A 19,476-nucleotide genomic window follows, 5' to 3' on the forward strand; every position below is an offset into this window, starting at 1 on the left:
ACTCGTCTCCCTCGTCTCCCGCCTAAGGTGGCCGCTATGACGTCCTCCCCGCCCGCGTTGACCCGTATCCGCATCGGTTCGGCTCCGGACTCCTGGGGTGTCTGGTTTCCCGACGACCCCCGGCAGACCCCTTGGGAGCGTTTCCTCGACGAGGTCGCCGACGCGGGGTACGAGTGGATCGAGCTCGGCCCCTACGGCTATCTGCCCACCGATCCCGCGCGACTCGCCGAGGAAACGGCCAAGCGCGGACTGCGGGTCTCGGCCGGAACCGTCTTCACCGGACTCCATCACGGGCCCGCCGTGTGGGAGGACACCTGGGAGCACGTGTCGCGGATCGCGGCGCTGACCCAGGCCATGGGCGCGGCCCATCTCGTCGTCATCCCCTCCTTCTGGCGGGACGACAAGACCGGGGAGGTGCGGGAGGACCGCGTCCTGACCCCGGCCCAATGGCGTGAACTGACCTCCCAGACCGAGCGGCTGGGCCGGGAGGTCCAGGACCGGTACGGGCTGCGGATCGTCGTCCACCCGCACGCCGACACCCACATCGACACCCCGGAGAACGTGGCCCGCTTCCTGGACGCGACCGATCCCGGGCTCGTCTCGCTCTGCCTGGACACCGGGCACTACGCGTACTGCGGCGGCGACAGCGTCCGGGCGATCGAGACGTTCGCCGAGCGGATCGGTTACCTCCACCTGAAGCAGGTGGACCCGCGGATCCTCGCCGAAGTCCTCGCGGAGGAGCTGCCCTTCGGGCCGGCCGTGGGCCGCGGGGTGATGTGCGAGCCGCCGTCGGGGGTGCCCGCGCTGGAACCCGTACTGGCGGCGGCCCAACGGCTGGGCGTGGACCTGTTCGCCATCGTGGAGCAGGACATGTATCCCTGTCCGCCCGACCGGCCGCTGCCGATCGCCCGGCGCACCCGTGCCTACCTGCGCTCCTGCGGCGCCCGCTGACTCCCGGAGGGAACACGACATGACGAACACGCTCGGCATCGCCGTCATCGGCACCGGGAAGATGGGCGCCGACCACGTGCGCCGGATCGGGCGGACCGTGGGCGGGGCCCGGGTGGTGGCCGTGGCCGATCCGGACGGGGACCGGGTCAAGGAGGTCGCGGGCGGACTGGACGGGGTGAGCGCGCACACCGATCCGGCGGCCGCGATAGCCGCGCCGGGGGTGGGGGCCGTACTGATCGCCTCTCCGGGGCCCGCCCATGAGGAAGCGATCCTGCACGCCCTGGAACGGGAGCTGCCGGTGCTGTGCGAGAAGCCGCTGACCCCGGACCCGGCGGGGGCACTGCGCGTCATGGAGGCCGAACGGCGGCTGGGCCGGCGCCTGGTGCAGGTGGGCTTCATGCGGCGGTTCGACGCGGAGTACGAGCGGCTCAAGGAGCTGCTGGACGCGGGCGGGATCGGGCGGCCCCTCTTCCTGCACTGCCGGCACCGCAATGCCTCCTCGCCGTCCTTCTTCACCAGCGACATGCTCATCAGCGATTCTGTGGTGCACGAGGTGGACGCGGCGCGCTGGCTGCTGGGGCAGGAGATCACCGCGGTGACCGTGCTCTCCCCCCGGCCCACGGCGGCCGCCCCCGAGGGGCTGCAGGATCCCCGGATGGTGCTGCTGGAGACCTCCGGCGGGGCCGTCGTCGACGTGGAGATCTTCGTCAACTGCGGTTTCGGCTACCAGGTGCAGTGCGAGGCGGTCGGCGAGGCGGGCAGCGCCCGGATCGGCGACGGCCACGCGATGGTGGTCCAGTCGGCGGGCCGGTGGGGCGGCGAGATCGTCCAGGACTTCACGGTGCGCTTCGCCGACGCCTACGACCGGCAGCTGCGGCGCTGGGTGGCCGCGGCCGCGCGCGGCCGGGTGGCGGGTCCGGACGCATGGGACGGCTATGCGGCGGCCGCCGTCTCGGAGGCGGGCCTCGCGGCCGCGCGCAGCGGCGTACGCACCCTCGTGGAGCTGGCGGAACGGCCGTCCCTGTACCGCTGATCCCGCCCTGCCCCGCAACCTACCCCTGTGGCGCATCTGTCACAGGGGTCACCCTTGTGTCACGCATATCCGCATTACGCGGGTTTTCCGTCACAGGCGGTCGACAGCCCCTCCCCTGCTGTCACTCCGCGTCGTTCCCCGGGCAGAACCCGAGTGATCGTCACTGTCCACGCGTCGGCTCCCCCGACGGCCTCCCGGCCGACCCTGCCGTGTGGACAAGGAGGAGTCCCGCATGAGCGACCGACAGCTGTGGTCGTACAAAGAGATCGCCGCTCACATCCGGGTCCAGCCGGACACCGTGCGCTCCTACCGCAAACACGGCCTGCTCCCCCCGCCCGATCATGTGGAGGGCGGCAAGCCGTACTGGTACGCCGACACCGTCCGGGCCTGGGTGGCCCGCCGCCCCGGCAACCGGGGGCGCCGCGAGGACTGACACCTCCCCGGTGCGGGGCGGGACCACCCGGGCCCCGCCCCGCACCACCGGCCCCCGCCGGCCTCCGACTAGGCGGTCCCGGCGGACACCTTCTCCGGCTCGGCATCCGGCTCCGCCCCCGGCTTCGACCCCGGCTTCAGCGCCGGCTCCGGCTCCGCCTTCGGCTCGGCCGCCGTCGGCAGGGACTCCCCCTCGCTCAGCCCGAACCTCTCGTGCAGCCTGCGCAGCGGGCCCGGCGCCCACCAGGTGGCCTTCCCGGTCAGCTTCATGACCGCCGGGACGAGCAGGCTGCGGACGACCATGGCGTCCATCAGCACCGCCAGCGCGATCCCGAGCCCCAGCATCTTGGTGTTGGTCACGCGCGAGGTGCCTATGGCGACCATCACCACGGCCAGGATCACGGCCGCCGCGGTGATCAGCCCTCCGGTGCGGGCCAGTCCGGTGCGCACGGCTCCCTCGTGGTCCCCGGTCCGGTCGTACTCCTCCTTGATCCGGGATATGAGGAACACCCCGTAGTCCATGGAGAGTCCGAAGGCGATGCAGAACATCAGGACCGGCAGGTTGGTCTCGATGTCGCCGGTGGAGGTGAAGGAGAGCAGTCCGGAGAGGTTGCCCTCCTGGAAGACCCACACCACCGCCCCGAACATCGCGGTCAGGCTCAGGGCGTTGAGCAGGACCGCCTGGACCGGTATGAGCACGCTCCCGGTGAGCAGGAACACCAGCAGCAGCGTGGCGAGCACCACCACGGCCAGCGACAGGGGCAGCTTCCCGGCTATCGCCTTCTGCGCGTCGACGAGCCGTGCCGCCTCTCCGGTCACGGAGGTACGGAAGCCCGCGTCCACCGCGCGCACCTCACCGACCAGGTCCTGGGCCTGCTGCCCCGCCGCCTCGCCCTCGGTGGTGAGCGAGAAGTAGGCGTACCGCGCGGTGTTCGCGGAGCTCACCGGCCCGTCGACCCGGACCACCCCGGGCAGGACGGCCAGGCGTTCCCGGTAGGCGGCGAGCTCGGCCGGCCCGGCGGCGTCCTCGGCGAGGACGGTGAGCGTTCCGCCGGGGCTGCCCGGGAAGGAGTCCCGGATCTGCTGCTGGACCACATGCGACTCCGCGGTCTTCGGCAGCTGCCGGTCGTCCACCGTGCCGAACTTCACGCCGAGGAAGGGCAGTCCGAGCAGCAGCAGTCCGGCCGTCGTGGCCACCGCGAAGACGGGAGCCCGGCGCATCACCAGAAGGGCCACGCGCGCCCAGCCCCGCCCCGGTTCGGCCGAGATGCCGGCCGGCCGCCCGCGCCGCCACAGCCTGCGCAGGTCAAGGGAGTTGACCCGCTCGCCGAGCAGCACCAGGGCCGCCGGAAGCAGGATCAGCGCGGCCCCCGCGGCGAGCAGGACCACCGCCACGCCGGCGTAGGCGAAGGAGCGCAGGAAGTACATCGGGAAGAAGAGCATCGCCGAGAGCGAGACGGCGACGGTCAGCGCCGAGAACAGCACCGTGCGCCCGGCGGTGCGCAGGGTGGCTCCGACGGCGGCCACCGGGTCCCGTCCGGCGGCGAGCTCCTCGCGGAACCGGCGGACGATGAACAGGGCGTAGTCGATGGCGAGCCCGAGTCCCAGCGCGGTGGTCAGGTTCTGGGCGAAGACGGAGACGTCGGTGAACTCGGTGAGGCCGCGCAGCACCGCGTTGGTGCCGAGGATGGCCACGAAGCCGACGCCGAGGGGCAGCAGGGCGGCGACGGCGCTGCCGAAGACGAGGATGAGCAGGACGAGGGTGACCGGCAGCGCGATCATCTCGGCGCGCAGCAGGTCCTCCTGGATGGTGGTGGTCACCTCGCGCTGGACCGCGACCGGCCCGCCGAAGGAGACCCGCACCGGGCCGCGCTCGCCCCGGTAGTGCGGCTCGATCCGGTCCAGCACCGCGGTGGTGGTCTTCTCGTCGCCGACGACCCGGGCGGCGACGAGGGCCTGCCGGCCGTCCTCGGAGCGCAGGGCGGGCAGCTGCGTGCGCCAGTACGAGCCGACGCCGACGACTCCCTGCTCGGCGGCGAGCCGCGCCGTCAGCCGCTCCGCCTCGGCCGCCACGGCGGGATCGTCCACTCCGGCGGTTCCCGGGCCGGCGTCGACGAGCAGCAGCAGATTGGGCTGGGAGGCCGGGAACTCGCGCTCCAGGGCCTCGGCGGCATAGGTGGACTGGGCGCCCGGGTCCTCCCAGCCGCCACTGCCCATCCGTTCGGCGGCGCCGCCGCCCGCGAACACGGCCAGGGCCGTGACCACCAGGGCGAGCAGCAGCGAGAGCCGCGGCCGGGCCGTGACGAACCGGGTCCACCTGCCGCTCTCCCCGGACGACGGCGGATTCTTGACTTCGGACATCACTCGGTGTCCCCTTCACCGTGATTGCCAGGCCACATAGACTGGCAAACACGAGCAGTCGCTCGCGTTTCACCAGAATGCGAGCGACCACTCGCGTTTGTCAATCGCCCATGGGAAGCAAGGGATTGGAATGCCGGGGACACCTAAGGGCAAAACAACCGAAACCGGTGAAACCGCTGCACCACGCCGACGCCAGGCACGGGGCGAGCGCCGGGTCTCCCAGCTCCTGGCCGCCGCCGCCGGGGTGTTCTGCCGTACCGGCTACGCCGCGGCCAGCACCAACGCCATCGCCCGCGAGGCCGGCGTCTCGCCCGGCACGCTCTACCAGTTCTTCCCGAACAAGGAGGCCATCGCGGTCGAGCTCGGCGGGCAGCTGCTCCAGCAGGCCCACGAGATGCACGGGCAGGCCTTCCTGCCCGAGAACCTCCAGCGGCCGCTGCCGGAGCTACTGGACGCCGTCCTGGACCCGGTCATCGCCTTCAACTGCGAGAACCCGGCCTTCTGGGCGCTCATGCACGGCTCCGGCATCCCGGGTGCCATCGACCAGGAGCACTGGAAGCTGCACTCCAGCCTGCTCTCCCGGATCGAGGGCGTGCTGCACACCTTCTGCCCGGAGTCCGCGCCCGCCGAGCTCGCCCACACCTCGAACATGATCCTGGGCATCTTCAAGGCCTCGCTGGACCTGATCCTGACCCACGAGGGTGCCGAGCGCGAGGCGTACATCGCGGAGCTGAAGACCGTCCTGCTGCGCTACCTGGACCCGATGCTCACCACGCCCCACTCCGGCTGAACCGCTCCGACCGAATCACTCCGACCGAATCGCCCTGGCCGGATCACTCCGACCGGATCGCCCCGGTTGACCGGCTTCGACCGACCCGCTGGGCGTCGAGGCTCGCTTTCATACCCCCCAGGGGTATAGTCTCGAAGAGTCGGGAGCACGGTGGACTCATCGGCCACCCCTCCCGGTGACCGGACACGCCCCTGAAGAGGAGAACGACATGACCGCCGAGACGGACACCCAGACCACCACCGTCTACCGGGTGACCGGCATGACCTGCGGCCACTGCGAGGGCGCGGTGACCAACGAGATCTCCGCCCTGGCGGGCGTCAGCACGGTCAAGGCCGTCGCCGCGACCGGCGAGGTCACCGTGGTCTCCGCCGCCCCGCTCGCCGACGAGGACGTCCGCGCCGCCGTGGACGAGGCCGGCTACGAGTTCGCCGGACAGGTCTGAGCGGCCCCTCCTTCGGCAGCACCCGCGGCGGCCCGCACCACCCCCAGCACCCGCGGTACCCCGCCGGGCCGTGCCGGCCAGCTCATACTGGTCCCGTACGGCCCGGCCATCCCCCTGGAGCCGGAACATGAGCAGCACAGTGCACGACGGACCGATAACGGCGGTCGAACTCTCGATCGGCGGGATGACCTGCGCCTCCTGCGCGGCCCGCATCGAGAAGAAGCTCAACCGGATGGACGGCGTCGAGGCCACGGTGAACTACGCCACCGAGAAGGCCCTCGTCTCCTACACCGGTGACGTGCGGGTCTCGGACCTGATCGCGACCGTCGTCAAGACCGGCTACACCGCCGAGGAGCCCCCGCCGCCCGCCCCGGCCCCCGCGCAGGACGCGGCAGGGGCGCAGGCACCGGCTCAGGCGCAGGCCGAGGCCCCCGACCCGGCGCTGTCCGCGCTGCGCCAACGGCTGCTGGTGTCCGCCGCGCTCGCCCTGCCCGTCGTCCTGCTGTCGATGGTCCCGGCCCTGCAGTTCGACAACTGGCAGTGGCTCTCGCTGACCCTCGCCGCCCCCGTCGTCGTCTGGGGCGGCCTCCCCTTCCACAAGGCCGCCTGGACCAACGCCCGGCACGGCGCCGCCACCATGGACACCCTGGTCTCGGTCGGCACGCTGGCCGCCTTCACCTGGTCGCTGTGGGCCCTGTTCTTCGGCCACGCCGGCATGCCGGGCATGCGGCACGGCTTCGACCTCACCATCTCCCGTACGGACGGCTCCTCCGCCCTCTACCTGGAGGTCGCCGCCGGCGTCGTCGGCTTCATCCTGCTCGGGCGCTACCTGGAGGCCCGCTCCAAGCGGAAGGCGGGCGCGGCCCTCAAGGCGCTGCTGGAGCTCGGCGCCAAGGACGTCACCGTCCTGCGCGCGGGCCGGGAGGTCCGCATCCCGGTGAGCGCGCTCGTGGCCGGCGACCGCTTCGTGGTCCGCCCCGGCGAGAAGATCGCCACCGACGGCACGGTCGTCGAGGGCAGTTCCGCCGTGGACGCCTCCATGCTGACCGGCGAGTCCGTCCCCGTGGAGGTGTCCGTCGGGGACTCCGTCACCGGAGCCACCGTGAACGCCTCCGGGCGACTGGTCGTCGAGGCCACCCGCGTCGGCGCCGACACCCAACTGGCCCGTATGGCCCGGATGGTGGAGGAGGCCCAGAACGGCAAGGCCGAGGTGCAGCGGCTCGCCGACCGGATCTCCGGGGTCTTCGTTCCCGTCGTACTGGTCCTCGCGCTCGGCACCTGGGTCAGCTGGCTGCTGATCACCGACGACCCCACCGCCGCCTTCACCGCCGCCGTCGCCGTCCTGATCATCGCCTGCCCCTGCGCCCTGGGCCTGGCCACCCCGACCGCGCTGATGGTCGGCACCGGGCGGGGCGCGCAGCTCGGCATCCTGATCAAGGGACCCGAGGTGCTGGAGTCCACCCGCCGCGTGGACACCGTCGTCCTGGACAAGACCGGAACCGTCACCACCGGCCGGATGACCCTCACCGGCGTCCACCCCGCCGAGGGCGTCGACGAGCGCGAACTCCTGCGCCTGGCCGGGTCCCTGGAGAACGCCTCGGAGCACCCGATCGCCCGGGCCATCGCCACCGCGGCGGCCGAGAGGGCCGGCGCCCTGCCGGTCCCGGAGGGCTTCGAGAACCTCGCCGGCCTCGGCGTCCAGGGCGTCGTCGACGGACACGCCGTGCTGGTGGGCCGCGCACAGCTGCTCGCCAACTGGTCGATCGCGCTGCCGGCCGGGCTCGCCGAGGCCCGGGCGGCCGCCGAGGCCGAGGGCGGCACCGCGGTCCTGGTGGCCTGGGACGGAGCGGCGCGCGGGGTGCTGACCGTGACCGACGCGGTCAAGGAGACCAGCGCCGAGGCGGTCGCCCGACTGCGGGCGCTCGGCCTCACCCCCGTCCTGCTGACCGGCGACAACAGGGCCGTCGCCGAGACGGTGGCCCGCGAGGTGGGCATCGACGAGGTGATCGCCGAGGTGCTCCCGCAGGACAAGGTGGACGTCGTACGCCGCCTGCAGGCGCAGGGCCGTACGGTCGCCATGGTCGGCGACGGGGTCAACGACGCGGCGGCGCTGGCCCAGGCGGACCTGGGGCTGGCCATGGGCACCGGCACCGACGCGGCCATCGAGGCCGCGGACCTGACCCTCGTACGGGGCGACCTGCGGGTGGCGGCGGATGCGATCCGGCTCTCCCGCCGGACCCTGGCCACCATCAAGGGCAACCTGTTCTGGGCGTTCGGATACAACGTGGCGGCCCTGCCGCTGGCCGCCGCCGGCCTGCTCAACCCGATGATCGCGGGGGCCGCGATGGCCTTCTCCTCGGTCTTCGTGGTGACCAACAGCCTCCGGTTGCGCTCCTTCCGCTAGTGGATCTCCTCCCCACCACGCACACACTTCCTTCACGGGAGACGCAGATCACAGTGACCGCAACGTAACCATCCGGGGTCGTCATGGGTCTAATGGGGCGATGCCAAGAACGTCTTGGGGGACGTTTGACGGAAGCCCTGGGGGACTTCTGTGGCATCAGCCGGCCGGGACACGTGCCCGCGGGAGGCTTTGAGCGGCCCTCCCGACAAGAACGGGTCCCGGCACACCGACGCCCCGACTCGGGTCCCGTGGGGGGAATCCGTTTCGGGGAAAAGGAAAGCGCCCCGACCGCCGACCCGTGGGGGGATCGACGGCGGGGCGCTTTTCGTACGCCTGGGGGTTACCTGCGGTGCTGCCCGCGCGGCCGCACGCCGCGCGGTGGAGAGCCTCGGGTCAGCGGGCCTCGGTCAGCGAGCCTCGGTTCAGCGGGATTCGACGGGCACGAAGTCGCGCAGGACCTCGCCCGTGTAGATCTGGCGCGGGCGGCCGATGCGGGAACCCGGCTCCTTGATCATCTCGTGCCACTGGGCGATCCAGCCGGGGAGCCGGCCGATCGCGAAGAGCACGGTGAACATCTCGGTCGGGAAGCCCATGGCCCGGTAGATCAGACCGGTGTAGAAGTCCACGTTCGGGTAGAGGTTGCGCGAGACGAAGTACTCGTCGGCCAGCGCGTGCTCTTCCAGCTTGAGCGCGATGTCGAGCAGCTCGTCGCTCTTGCCGAGCGCCGAGAGGACATCGTGGGCCGCCGCCTTGATGATCTTCGCCCGGGGGTCGAAGCTCTTGTAGACGCGGTGCCCGAAGCCCATGAGGCGGACGCCGTCTTCCTTGTTCTTCACCTTGCGGATGAAGGCGTCGACGTCGCCGCCGTCGTTCTTGATGCCCTCGAGCATCTCCAGAACGGACTGGTTGGCGCCACCGTGCAGCGGACCCCACAGGGCCGAGATGCCGGCGGAGATCGAGGCGAACATGTTCGCCTGCGAGGAGCCGACCAGGCGCACGGTGGAGGTCGAACAGTTCTGCTCGTGGTCCGCGTGCAGGATCAGCAGCTTGTCGAGCGCCGAGACCACGACCGGGTCCAGGTCGTACTCCTGGGCCGGCACGGAGAAGGTCATGCGCAGGAAGTTCTCGACGTAGCCGAGGTCGTTGCGCGGGTAGACCACCGGGTGGCCGACCGACTTCTTGTACGCGTAGGCCGCGATCGTCGGGAGCTTGGCCAGCAGCCGGATCGTCGAGAGGTGGCGCTGCTTCTCGTCGAACGGGTTGTGGCTGTCCTGGTAGAACGTCGACAGCGCGCTGACCACGGAGGACAGCATCGCCATCGGGTGCGCGTCCCGCGGGAAGCCGTCGTAGAAGCGCTTCACGTCCTCGTGGAGCAGCGTGTGCTGGGTGATCTCGTTGCGGAACGACGCGAGCTGGTCGACGGTCGGCAGCTCACCGTTGATCAGCAGGTACGCGACCTCGATGAAGGTCGAACGCTCGGCCAGCTGCTCGATCGGGTAGCCGCGGTAACGCAGGATGCCCTGCTCACCGTCGAGGTAGGTGATCGCGGACTTGTAGGCCGCGGTGTTGCCGTAGCCACTGTCCAAGGTGACGAGCCCGGTCTGGGCCCGCAGCTTCGAGATGTCGAAGCCCTGGTCACCGACGGTGCTCTCGACCACCGGGTAGGTGTATTCACCGTCCGCGTACCGGAGTACTACAGAGTTGTCGCTCACGTCATCCCTCACCGACGTAGTGCCTCTTCTTCGAGGTGCCCTGACTGCCTCTACCTTCCCCCATTTGGCGCAGGAGAGTGCACTCGGGGTCGGCCTTTGGTGCTTTTGACGGCACTGAGTGCCGTCAAGCTGCTCATCCTGCCCCCTCCGCACCGGTGGTGGAACCCCAAATGATCGATCATCTAGGTGATGTTTCCCACCGGTATCCGGCCGGACAGCCTCGGTGCGACCGCCGTGTACCTCCTGCCTGCGGAAACGGTACGCACCGCCTGACCGAGGGCCTTGCGGGACCCGACGAGGACGACCAGTTTCTTCGCCCTGGTCACCGCCGTGTAGAGCAAGTTGCGCTGGAGCATCATCCAAGCTCCGGTGGTGACCGGGATCACCACCGCGGGATATTCACTCCCCTGTGAACGGTGGATGGTGACGGCGTACGCGTGGGCCAGCTCGTCGAGCTCCGCGAACTCGTACCCGATCTCCTCGTCCTCCTCCGTACGCACCGTCAGGCGCTGTTCGTCCACGTCGAGCCCGGTGACCACGCCGACCGTGCCGTTGAAGACGCCGTTCGCGCCCTTCTCGTAGTTGTTGCGGACCTGGGTCACCTTGTCGCCCACCCGGAAGACCCGGCCGCCGAACCGCTTCTCCGGCAGGTTCGGCCGGGCCGGTGTCATCGCCTGCTGGAGCAGCCCGTTGAGGTTCCCGGCGCCGGCCGGGCCTCGGTGCATGGGCGCGAGCACCTGGACGTCCCGCCGCGGGTCGAGCCCGAACCTGGCCGGAATCCTGCGCGCCGCCACGTCCACGGCGAGCACCCCGGCGGCCTCGGTGTCCTCCTCCGCGAAGAGGAAGAAGTCCGGGAGCCCGTCCGTGATCGGCGGCAGCCCGGTGTTGATCCGGTGGGCGTTGGTGACCACCCCCGACTGCTGGGCCTGCCGGAAGATCCGGGTGAGGCGGACCGCGGGCACCGGGCCGCCCTCGGCCAGCAGGTCCCGCAGCACCTCCCCGGCGCCGACCGAGGGCAGCTGGTCCACGTCGCCGACCAGCAGCAGGTGCGCCCCCGGCGCCACCGCCTTGACCAGCTTGTTGGCCAGCAGCAGGTCCAGCATGGAGGCCTCGTCGACCACGACCAGGTCCGCGTCCAGCGGCCGTTCCCTGTCGTACGCCGCGTCCCCGCCCGGTTTGAGCTCCAGCAGCCGGTGCACCGTGGAGGCCTCGGCCCCGGTCAGCTCGGACAGCCGCTTCGCCGCCCGGCCGGTGGGCGCGGCCAGCACCACCTTGGCCTTCTTGGCCCGGGCCAGCTCGACGATCGAGCGCACCGTGAAGGACTTTCCGCAGCCGGGACCGCCGGTCATGACGGCGACCTTGCGGGTCAGCGCGAGCCGGACCGCGTCCCGCTGCTCGGGGGCGAGGGTGGCCCCGGTCCGCCCGGCGAGCCAGCCCAGCGCCTTGTCCCAGTCCACGTCCCGGAACGCCGGCATCCGGTCGTCCTCGGCGTTCAGGAGCCGGCGCACCTGCCCCACCAGCGACAGCTCGGCCCGGTGGAAGGGCACCAGGTACACGGCGGTCAGCGGATCCGGCCCGCCCTGCGGATCCGGTACGGACTCCCGTACGACCCCTTCCGGGTCGGCGGCGAGCTCGGCCAGGCAGTCGATCACCAGCCCGGTGTCCACCTGGAGCAGTTTGACCCCGTCGGCGATGAGCCGGTCCTCGGGCAGGAAGCAGTGCCCCTGGTCGGTGGACTGGGACAGGGCGTACTGGAGGCCGGCCTTCACCCGCTCGGGGCTGTCGTGCGGGATGCCGACGGCCTGGGCGATCCGGTCGGCGGTGAGGAACCCGATGCCCCAGACGTCGGCGGCGAGCCGGTACGGCTGGTTCTTCACCACCGAGATGGAGGCGTCCCCGTACTTCTTGTAGATGCGGACCGCGATGGAGGTGGAGACGCCGACGCCCTGGAGGAAGACCATGACCTCCTTGATGGCCTTCTGTTCCTCCCAGGCGGCGCCGATCAGCTTCGTCCGCTTGGGCCCGAGCCCGGGCACCTCGATCAGCCGCTTCGGCTCGGCCTCGATGACGTCGAGGGTGCCGGTGCCGAAGTGCTCCACGATCCGGTCGGCGATCTTCGGGCCGATGCCCTTGATCAGGCCGGAGCCGAGGTAGCGGCGGATGCCCTGGATGGTCGCCGGGAGCACGGTCTTGTAGTTCTCCACGGTGAACTGCCTGCCGTACTGCGGGTGGGAGCCCCAGCGGCCCTCCATGCGCAGCGATTCGCCGGGCTGCGCGCCCAGCAGCGAGCCGACCACGGTGAGCAGGTCACCGCTGCCGCGGCCGGTGTCGACGCGGGCGACCGTGTACCCGCTCTCCTCGTTGGCGTAGGTGATGCGCTCGAGCACCCCTTCGACGACCGCCAGTTGCACCGGAACCACCCGTGCCCCGTCTGTTGCCATGCCCCGAAGCTACCGGGCCGCGCCGACAACGCGTCAGGCCTGTGGACAGCGCGAAGGGGGTCCCGCCTCGCGGCCGGACCCCCTCACGGTTACCCCTCCCGTGTCGGACTTCCCGATCCCCCCAGATCCCTCCCCGGAAGCACCGACGCAACATACGACCCGCGATACCCCCGCAGGGTTGCATCCGGAGCCACAGCTTTACTTTTCCGTTACCGGACGCCTACTCAAGGTGCCGCCAAATCATCACACAAGTAGCGTTTCCGGCATGAGCGAATCCTCATTCCAGGACGACGTGCTCCACGAGCTCGACGACGACAGGCTGACCGAGATCGCCGGACTCCTCGGCACCGACACCAACGGCGCCCGGGACACGGTCGCGCAGACGGTCGGCGCGCTGACCGGCGACCTCCAGCAGAAGGCCGGCGCCGATGACGACGACGGCGCGGAGGTGCGCCAGGCCTTCGCGGAGGTGGCCGAGCCGCCGCTGCAGGGCGTGGCCACGCTCGGCGGCGGCCTCGGCGGCATGCTCGGCGGCGGAATGATGGCCGGGGTGCTGGCCAAGGTGAGCAAGCCCGTGGCCAACGCCGTTTCGAAGAAGACCGGCGTCCCCGCCCCCACCATCGCCCGGGTCATCGAGCTGCTGATCCCGGTCCTCCTGGCCGTCTTCGCCAAGCGCGCGGCCGCCGGCAAGGCCACGGGCACCCCCGCCCCGGGCACGTCGTCCCCCGGCGCCGCCCCGGCCACGCCGGACGGCGGCGGCCTGGGCGACCTCCTGGGCCAGATCCTCGGCGGCGGCAAGAAGTAGCCCGTTCGGAGGCTCGCCCCCCTAGAGTTGGGCCATGGCTGAGAGCGTGCGGCTGCGGGACCCGGAACCGGGCGAACTGGGGTGGATCGTGCAGCGCCACGGCGCGCTGTACGCCGCCGAGTACGGCTGGAACAGCGACTTCGAGGGGCTGGTCGCCCGGATCGTCGCGGACTTCGCCCAGGACCACGACCCCTACCTGGAACGGGTGTGGATCGCGGAGCTGGCCGGCCGCCCGGTCGGCTCGGTGATGTGCGTGCGCGAGGACGGCGCCCCCGGCACCGCCCGGCTCCGTCTGCTCCTGGTCGACCCGGAGGGCCGCGGCCGCGGCATCGGCACCCTGCTCGTCGAGACCGTCGTCACCTTCGCCCGCTCCGTCGGCTACCGCGAGCTGGTCCTGTGGACCAACGACGTGCTCACCGACGCCCGGGACCTCTACCTGAAGGCCGGGTTCACCCTGATCGCGGAGCGGCCGCACCGCTCGTACGGAGTGAGCCTGACGGGGCAGGACTGGCGGCTGCCCCTGCAGGAGGGCTCCCCGCGCTGACGCCCGAACCGACCCCCGTACGGTTCGAGGCGCGCGCGGGGGCCAGCGAGGTGAGGGCGACACCGCCGACCAGGAGCACGGCCGCCAGCCAGCGCAGCCCCGAGACGGACTCCCCCAGTACCAGGGCCGCCGAGGACATCCCGAACACCGGCACCAGCAGCGAGAACGGTGCCACGGCCGACGCCGGGTAGCGGCGCAGCAGGTAACTCCAGGCGACGAAGCCGAAGACGGTGGACACCCAGGCGACGTAGCCGATGACCGCCACCCCGGACCAGTCCAGGGACCGCAGCGCGGCCAGGTCCCGCTCGGGCCCCTCCAGCACCAGGGACAGTGCGAACAGCGGCAGTACCGGGACCGTGCACACCCACACCATGAAGTTCAGGGCGTCGGGCGGCGAGGCCTTGCGGGTCAGCACGTTGGACACGCCCCAGCAGGCGGCGGCCGCCACGACCAGCGTGAAGCCGAGCACCGGCCCGCCGGCGCCCCCGTCCACCGCGGCCACCGTGATCCCGGCGAACGCGATCCCCATCCCGAACACCCGGACCCGGCCTGGCCGTTCGCGCAGCACCACCGCGGCCAGCGCGGCGGTGAAGACGGCCTGGATCTGCAGCACCAGCGAGGACAGCCCGGCGGGCATCCCGGCGTCCATGCCCGTGAAGAGCAGGCCGAACTTGGCGACGCCGAGGGCGACCCCGACCCCGACGATCCACTTCCACGGGGTCTTGGGCCGCCCCACGAAGAACACGGCGGGCAGCGCTGCGACCAGGAACCGCAAGGCGGACAGCAACAGCGGCGGGAAATGGTCGAGCCCGATCTCGATGACGACGAAATTGAAGCCCCAAACGGCGGCGACGAGCACGGCGAGTGCGGTGTGTACGGGACGCATGGTTCAACCATCGTCGCCCCGACCATGTAGCACCAGCGCGAATCCCTTCCGCACTCAATGAAGCAGTGCTTACGATAGAGACATGCTCGATCTCGCCCGGCTGCGCGCCCTGCACGCCGTCTCCGTCCACGGCTCGGTCGCGGGCGCGGCGGCCGCCCTCGGCTACACCCCCTCCGCGGTCTCGCAGCAGATCTCCAAGCTGGAGCGGGAGACCCGCACCACCCTGCTGGAGCGGCGCGGGCGCGGGGTCGCGCTCACCGAGGAGGCCCGCCATCTGGCCGACACCGCCCAGCAGTTGCTGGCGATCGTGGAACACGCCGAGACGACCCTGGAGGAGCGGCGCGGGCAGCCGAGCGGGCTGCTGACGGTGGCCGCGTTCGCCTCGGCGGCGCGCGGGCTGCTGCCGGGCGTCCTCGCCGATCTGGCCGTCCGCCACCCCGCCCTCGAGGTACGCCTGACGGAGGTGGACCCGCACCTGTCCGTCGACCTGGTGGCACGGGGGGTGACCGACCTGGCGGTGGCCCACGACTGGGACATCGCCCCGCTGCCCGCGCCCGAGGGGATCGAGCAGGCGGTGATCGGCGACGACCTCTGCGACCTGGTCGTCCCGGCCGGCCACCCCTTCACCACGCGCCGGACCATCCAGCGCGGCGACCTCGGCGGCGAGCGCTGGGTCTGCCAGCCGCCCGGCCGCGTCTGCCACGACTGGCTGGTACGGACCCTGCGCACGGCCGGCTTCGAACCCGACATCGCGCACGTGGCCGAGGAGAACCACACCATCGTCGCCCTGGTCGCGGCCGGCCTCGGCGTCGCCGTCGTCCCCCGCCTGGGCACCGGAACCCTCCCGCCGGGCGCGGTGGCGGTCCCCCTGGAACCGGGCCCCGTACGCCGCCTGTACGCCCTCTGGCGCACCGGCGCCGCCCGCCGCCCCGCCATCACAGAAGCCGTAAAAACCCTCCAATCCCACTGGCCCGCCTAACCCCCGCCGGGGCGACTGCGGCGCGGCCGGGTGCGAGGCTTCGACCCTCCGACCCCCGGGCGGTTTCGGCGGGGCCGGGTGTGTGTCGGGGTGATCCCCGCAGGGCGCCGAACGCACTGCCGCCGAGCTCTCCGACCCCTCGACACGTTCGGCGTCCGAGGAGACACCCCGGCGCGCGCCCGGCCCCGCCGAAACCGCCCCCACCGGCGGCCCCACCCCGCCCGGCACGACACGACACGGCAACGCAACGCAGCGCAACCGGCGGTACTTCGCCAACACACCCCGACACAGCCGACCCGCCCGGAGGGCACCCGGTAGGGTCCGCCCCGTGCCGCCACACGCCTCCCGCCGGACCCTGCTCACCGCAGCCGCCATGGTCGCCGCCACCGCCGCGGGGGCCGCCTCCGCCGCGTTCGGCACGCACGGCGCCCCCGACGACCCGAAGTCCCCCGACGGCCCACCGGGCCACCACCCCGACCGGGCGAGCCTGCGCCGCTTCGTGGACGGGATGAGCCTGGCCGAGAAGGTCGGGCAGCTCTTCGTCTCGCGGGCGTACGGGCATTCGGCGACCGATCCCGAGCCGGCCGACGCCGAGCAGAACCAGACCCTGTTCGGCGTGCGCACCGCCGCCGAACTGGTCTCGCGCTACCACCTCGGCGGGATCGTCTACTTCGCCTGGGCCCACAACACCCGCACCCCGCACCAGATCGCCGCCCTCTCGGTCGGCCTCCAGCAGGCCGCCCTCACCTCCGGCTCCCGGATCCCGCTGCTGCTCTCGACCGACCAGGAGCACGGCGCCGTCGCCCGCATCGGCGCCCCGGCCACCCTGCTCCCGGGGGCGATGGCGCTGGGCGCCGGCGGCTCCACGGCCGACGCCCAGCGGGCCGCCCGCATCGCGGGCGCCGAGCTGGCCGCCCTGGGCATCCGGCAGGACTACGCACCGGTGGCGGACGTCAACGTCAACCCGGCCAACCCCGTGATCGGCGTACGGTCCTTCGGCTCCGACCCGCACGCCGTGGCGGCCCTGGTGGCCGCCCAGGTGCGCGGCTACCAGGGTGCGGGCGTGGCCGCCACCGCGAAGCACTTCCCGGGCCACGGGGACACCGAGACCGACAGCCACGTGGGCCTGCCGGTGATGCGGCACACCCGCGCCGTCTGGGAGGAGCTGGACGAGCCGCCGTTCCGCGCCGCGGTGGAGGCGGGCGTGGACGCGGTCATGACGGCGCACATCGTCTTCCCCGCGCTCGACCCCTCGGGGGATCCCGCGACCCTCTCCCGGCCGATCGTCACGGGCATCCTGCGCGAACGGCTCGGCTTCCAGGGGGTGGTGGTCACCGACGCCCTCGACATGGCCGGGGTCCGCCAGAAGTACGGGGACGACCGCGTCCCCGTCCTGGCCCTGCTGGCGGGCTGCGACCAGCTGCTGAACCCGCCGGACCTGGGGCTCGCGTACCGCAGTGTGCTGGCGGCTGTCGAAGCCGGCGAGCTGACGGAGGCGCGGATCGAGGAGTCGGTGCTGCGGATCCTGGAACTGAAGTCGCGCCGGGGGCTGTTCGACGAGGCCTACACCACGACCGATGCGGTGGACGCCACCGTCGGCATCCGCGGGCACCGGGACGCCGCCGACCAGATCGCGGCGGGCACGACGACCCTGCTGGCCAATCCCCGCGGGCTGGTGCCGATCGATGCGACGGCCGGCCCCCGGCTGCTGGTCACGGGGACGGATCCGGCCTCCCCCACGGGCACCACGGGGCCTCCCACGGCCGTACTGGCGCGGGAGCTGACGGCCTTGGGCTGCCGGGCCACGGCGGTGCCGCCCGCCCGTGCGGCGGCCGCGGTGCCCGGCCACGCGGCCGTACTGGTGTGCACGTACAACGTCCCGGAGTCGCAAGGGGACGATCCACAACACCGGCTGGTGACGGACCTGGTCGCGTCCGGCGTCCCGGTGATCCTGCTGGCGGTCCGCAATCCGTACGACCCAGCCCGGCTGCCGGCCTGCGCTGCGGAACTGGCGACGTACTCCTGGACGGACGTGGAGATGCGGGCGGCGGCCCGGGTGCTCACCGGGGTCGCACGGCCCGCGGGCCGCCTCCCGGTCCCGGTGCCGGGCCGCTACCCGCTGGGCCACGGGCTGAGCCGGTAGTTCCCGGCGTCAGCCCGCGGCCCACGGACCCCGGGCCCCGGCCCGGACCCCGGGCCGGGACCAAGATCGGCCCCGGCCCGGTGCGTTACGGGCGCAGCTGCGGCTCGCGCTCCAGGTCCTGCTGGTCGAGCTGCGCGTCCGCGGCGGCCAGCGGCGCCGCCTTCGACTCGTCGGCGATCGTGGCGGCCGGGGCCACCCCGGCCCACTGCAGGATCTTCGCGGTGGCGAGGGTCTTCTCGCCGTCCAGGAGCTTCGCGACGTTGGCCCCGTGGTTGGCGCCCGGCGCGATCATGACGTAGCTGTCGCGGACCCCGTACCCGAGGTGGAAGGGCTCGGCGCCCCACGGGTCGTTCTGCCCGTACACGAAGAGCATCTGGTCGGCGTTGTTGCGGACCCACTTGTCCACGTCCGCCATGACCCCCTGCTGGAAGGTCATGGGGATGTCCCGGGGCACGAAGTTGCGCGGCGGCTGGTAGCCGTAGCGGCTCAGGCCCTTCAGGTGCGGCTGCTTGATGTCCGGGGAGCCCAGCTGCGTACCCGCCTGGTAGTAGTACGGCGTGTACGTCTCCAGACCCTGGTCGGCATAGGCCGAGAAGCCGGAGATCGCGTCGATCGTGTCCCAGATCTCCTGGTCGCTCGCGGTCGCGGCAGCCGGGATGGAGCCGCAGTCGGCGAGCAGGCTGTACTGCCAGAAGGCCCACACGTAGTCGAGCACGACGGCCTCGTAGGCCTTGTCGAGGTTGCCGACGGTGGTGAAGGTCCAGCCGTTCTCGGCTGCGGCCACGGCGTACTTGGCCTCCAGCGGCTCGCGGCGCACGAGCGCCTCGCGCTGGACCGCGTTCAGCTTGTCGCGGCACTCCTTGGTGCCGACCTTGGCGAAGAACCGGTCGTAGGCCGAGTCCTCCTTGTTGACGACGTCGTTGGGCGCGACGTACGCGACGACGCCGTCCATGTCGCGCGGGTAGAACCGCTCGTAGTACGTCGCCGTCATCCCGCCCTTGCTGCCGCCCGTGGCCAGCCAGTTCTTCTTGTAGATCTTCTTCAGGGCGGTGAAGAGGCGGTGCTGGTCACTGGCGGCCTGCCAGATGTCCAGGTTCGCCCAGTTGGCCGGGTCGGGCCGGGAGGGTGTGAAGAATCGATACTCCAGGGACACCTGGTTGCCGTCGACGATGGTCGTCGGCTCGCTGCGGCGCGGGCTGGTGTTGACGTTGTAGCCGGAGGTGAAGAACACCGACGGCCGCGAGACGTCCTTGTGCAGAAGGGTCAGGCGCTGCTTGAAGGTGCCCTTCCACGGCTGCCGGTGGTCCACCGGCTGCTCGTAGTTCAGAACGAAGAAGCGGTAGCCGGGGTACGGCTTCTCCTCGATCAGGCTCATCCCGGGAATGCCGAGGATCTGGTCCTTGATGTCCGTGGCGGCCGGCGGTTCCGCGGCTGTGGCCGCTTGCGCCGTGGAGCCGGCCGCGCCCATGGTGCCGATGAGCACCACGAGCGACAGCAGCCATCCGAGCGTCTTGCGCATTCACCCTCCCCTTGAGTTCACTTCGGTCGCCGTG

At 71.8% G+C, this 19,476-nt stretch carries 14 protein-coding genes and 1 pseudogene; 10 read left to right on the top strand and 5 right to left on the bottom strand.

What is annotated here, in order from left to right; genetic code table 11:
- The first annotated feature begins 36 nt into the window (after positions 1-36).
- The 3 genes from AB0D29_RS07975 to AB0D29_RS07985 all read left to right on the top strand — a co-directional run bounded on the left by AB0D29_RS07975 (position 37) and on the right by AB0D29_RS07985 (position 2,417).
- Entirely contained in the window at positions 37-951 is a 915-nt protein-coding gene (locus AB0D29_RS07975; RefSeq protein WP_362852689.1) for a sugar phosphate isomerase/epimerase, read from the top strand.
- A 19-nt stretch (positions 952-970) separates the two neighbouring features.
- Positions 971-1,984 (top strand): Gfo/Idh/MocA family oxidoreductase, encoded by a 1,014-nt coding sequence (locus AB0D29_RS07980; protein ID WP_362852690.1) that lies wholly within the window; start codon positions 971-973, stop codon positions 1,982-1,984.
- Positions 1,985-2,216: 232 nt separating this feature from the next.
- Positions 2,217-2,417, top strand: coding sequence for a MerR family transcriptional regulator (locus tag AB0D29_RS07985; RefSeq protein WP_030710687.1), 201 nt, complete (start codon positions 2,217-2,219; stop codon positions 2,415-2,417).
- Between the two features lie 68 nt (positions 2,418-2,485).
- Here AB0D29_RS07985 and AB0D29_RS07990 read toward each other — a convergent pair whose 3' ends face one another.
- Complete coding sequence (locus tag AB0D29_RS07990) at positions 2,486-4,777, bottom strand: MMPL family transporter (protein ID WP_362852691.1); 2,292 nt, start codon at positions 4,775-4,777, stop codon at positions 2,486-2,488.
- 130 nt (positions 4,778-4,907) lie between these two features.
- On the opposite strand from AB0D29_RS07990, the gene AB0D29_RS07995 reads away from it, so the two are divergent.
- The 3 genes from AB0D29_RS07995 (at position 4,908) to AB0D29_RS08005 (ending at position 8,413) form a co-directional block, all read left to right on the top strand.
- On the top strand, positions 4,908-5,567 hold the full coding sequence (locus AB0D29_RS07995; protein WP_362852692.1) for a TetR/AcrR family transcriptional regulator: 660 nt from the start codon (positions 4,908-4,910) through the stop codon (positions 5,565-5,567).
- A 208-nt stretch (positions 5,568-5,775) separates the two neighbouring features.
- Complete coding sequence (locus AB0D29_RS08000) at positions 5,776-6,009, top strand: cation transporter (protein WP_362852693.1); 234 nt, start codon at positions 5,776-5,778, stop codon at positions 6,007-6,009.
- Between the two features lie 127 nt (positions 6,010-6,136).
- Complete coding sequence (locus AB0D29_RS08005) at positions 6,137-8,413, top strand: heavy metal translocating P-type ATPase (RefSeq protein WP_362852694.1); 2,277 nt, start codon at positions 6,137-6,139, stop codon at positions 8,411-8,413.
- A gap of 422 nt (positions 8,414-8,835) precedes the next feature.
- Here the strand turns inward: AB0D29_RS08005 and AB0D29_RS08010 are convergent, their stop codons facing one another.
- Positions 8,836-10,125, bottom strand: coding sequence for a citrate synthase (locus AB0D29_RS08010; RefSeq protein WP_267718657.1), 1,290 nt, complete (start codon positions 10,123-10,125; stop codon positions 8,836-8,838).
- Between the two features lie 182 nt (positions 10,126-10,307).
- Complete coding sequence (locus AB0D29_RS08015; RefSeq protein WP_362852695.1) at positions 10,308-12,566, bottom strand: ATP-dependent RecD-like DNA helicase; 2,259 nt, start codon at positions 12,564-12,566, stop codon at positions 10,308-10,310.
- A 265-nt stretch (positions 12,567-12,831) separates the two neighbouring features.
- On the opposite strand from AB0D29_RS08015, the gene AB0D29_RS08020 reads away from it, so the two are divergent.
- Both AB0D29_RS08020 and AB0D29_RS08025 read left to right on the top strand, forming a co-directional pair.
- Entirely contained in the window at positions 12,832-13,371 is a 540-nt protein-coding gene (locus AB0D29_RS08020; protein ID WP_362852696.1) for a DUF937 domain-containing protein, read from the top strand.
- A 52-nt stretch (positions 13,372-13,423) separates the two neighbouring features.
- Positions 13,424-13,915 (top strand): annotated as a pseudogene (locus AB0D29_RS08025) (GNAT family N-acetyltransferase); the annotation flags it as partial.
- Here AB0D29_RS08025 and AB0D29_RS08030 read toward each other — a convergent pair.
- Complete coding sequence (locus AB0D29_RS08030) at positions 13,821-14,801, bottom strand: EamA family transporter (protein WP_362852697.1); 981 nt, start codon at positions 14,799-14,801, stop codon at positions 13,821-13,823. The pseudogene AB0D29_RS08025 and the gene AB0D29_RS08030 sit on opposite strands and share 95 nt — an antisense overlap.
- An 82-nt stretch (positions 14,802-14,883) precedes the next feature.
- On the opposite strand from AB0D29_RS08030, the gene AB0D29_RS08035 reads away from it, so the two are divergent.
- Positions 14,884-15,780 carry a LysR family transcriptional regulator gene (locus AB0D29_RS08035; protein WP_362852698.1) on the top strand — a complete coding sequence of 299 codons (897 nt, stop codon included), beginning with the start codon at positions 14,884-14,886 and terminating at the stop codon, positions 15,778-15,780.
- Positions 15,781-16,108: 328 nt separating this feature from the next.
- The gene (locus AB0D29_RS08040) at positions 16,109-17,923 is read left to right on the top strand and encodes a glycoside hydrolase family 3 N-terminal domain-containing protein (protein WP_362852699.1); all 1,815 of its coding nucleotides are present in this window, start codon (positions 16,109-16,111) and stop codon (positions 17,921-17,923) included.
- 85 nt (positions 17,924-18,008) lie between these two features.
- Here the strand turns inward: AB0D29_RS08040 and AB0D29_RS08045 are convergent, their stop codons facing one another.
- On the bottom strand, positions 18,009-19,442 hold the full coding sequence (locus tag AB0D29_RS08045; RefSeq protein WP_362852700.1) for a S28 family serine protease: 1,434 nt from the start codon (positions 19,440-19,442) through the stop codon (positions 18,009-18,011).
- Positions 19,443-19,476 lie beyond the last annotated feature (34 nt).

This window comes from Streptomyces sp. NPDC048424 (assembly GCF_040651555.1).
Classification (GTDB): domain Bacteria; phylum Actinomycetota; class Actinomycetes; order Streptomycetales; family Streptomycetaceae; genus Streptomyces.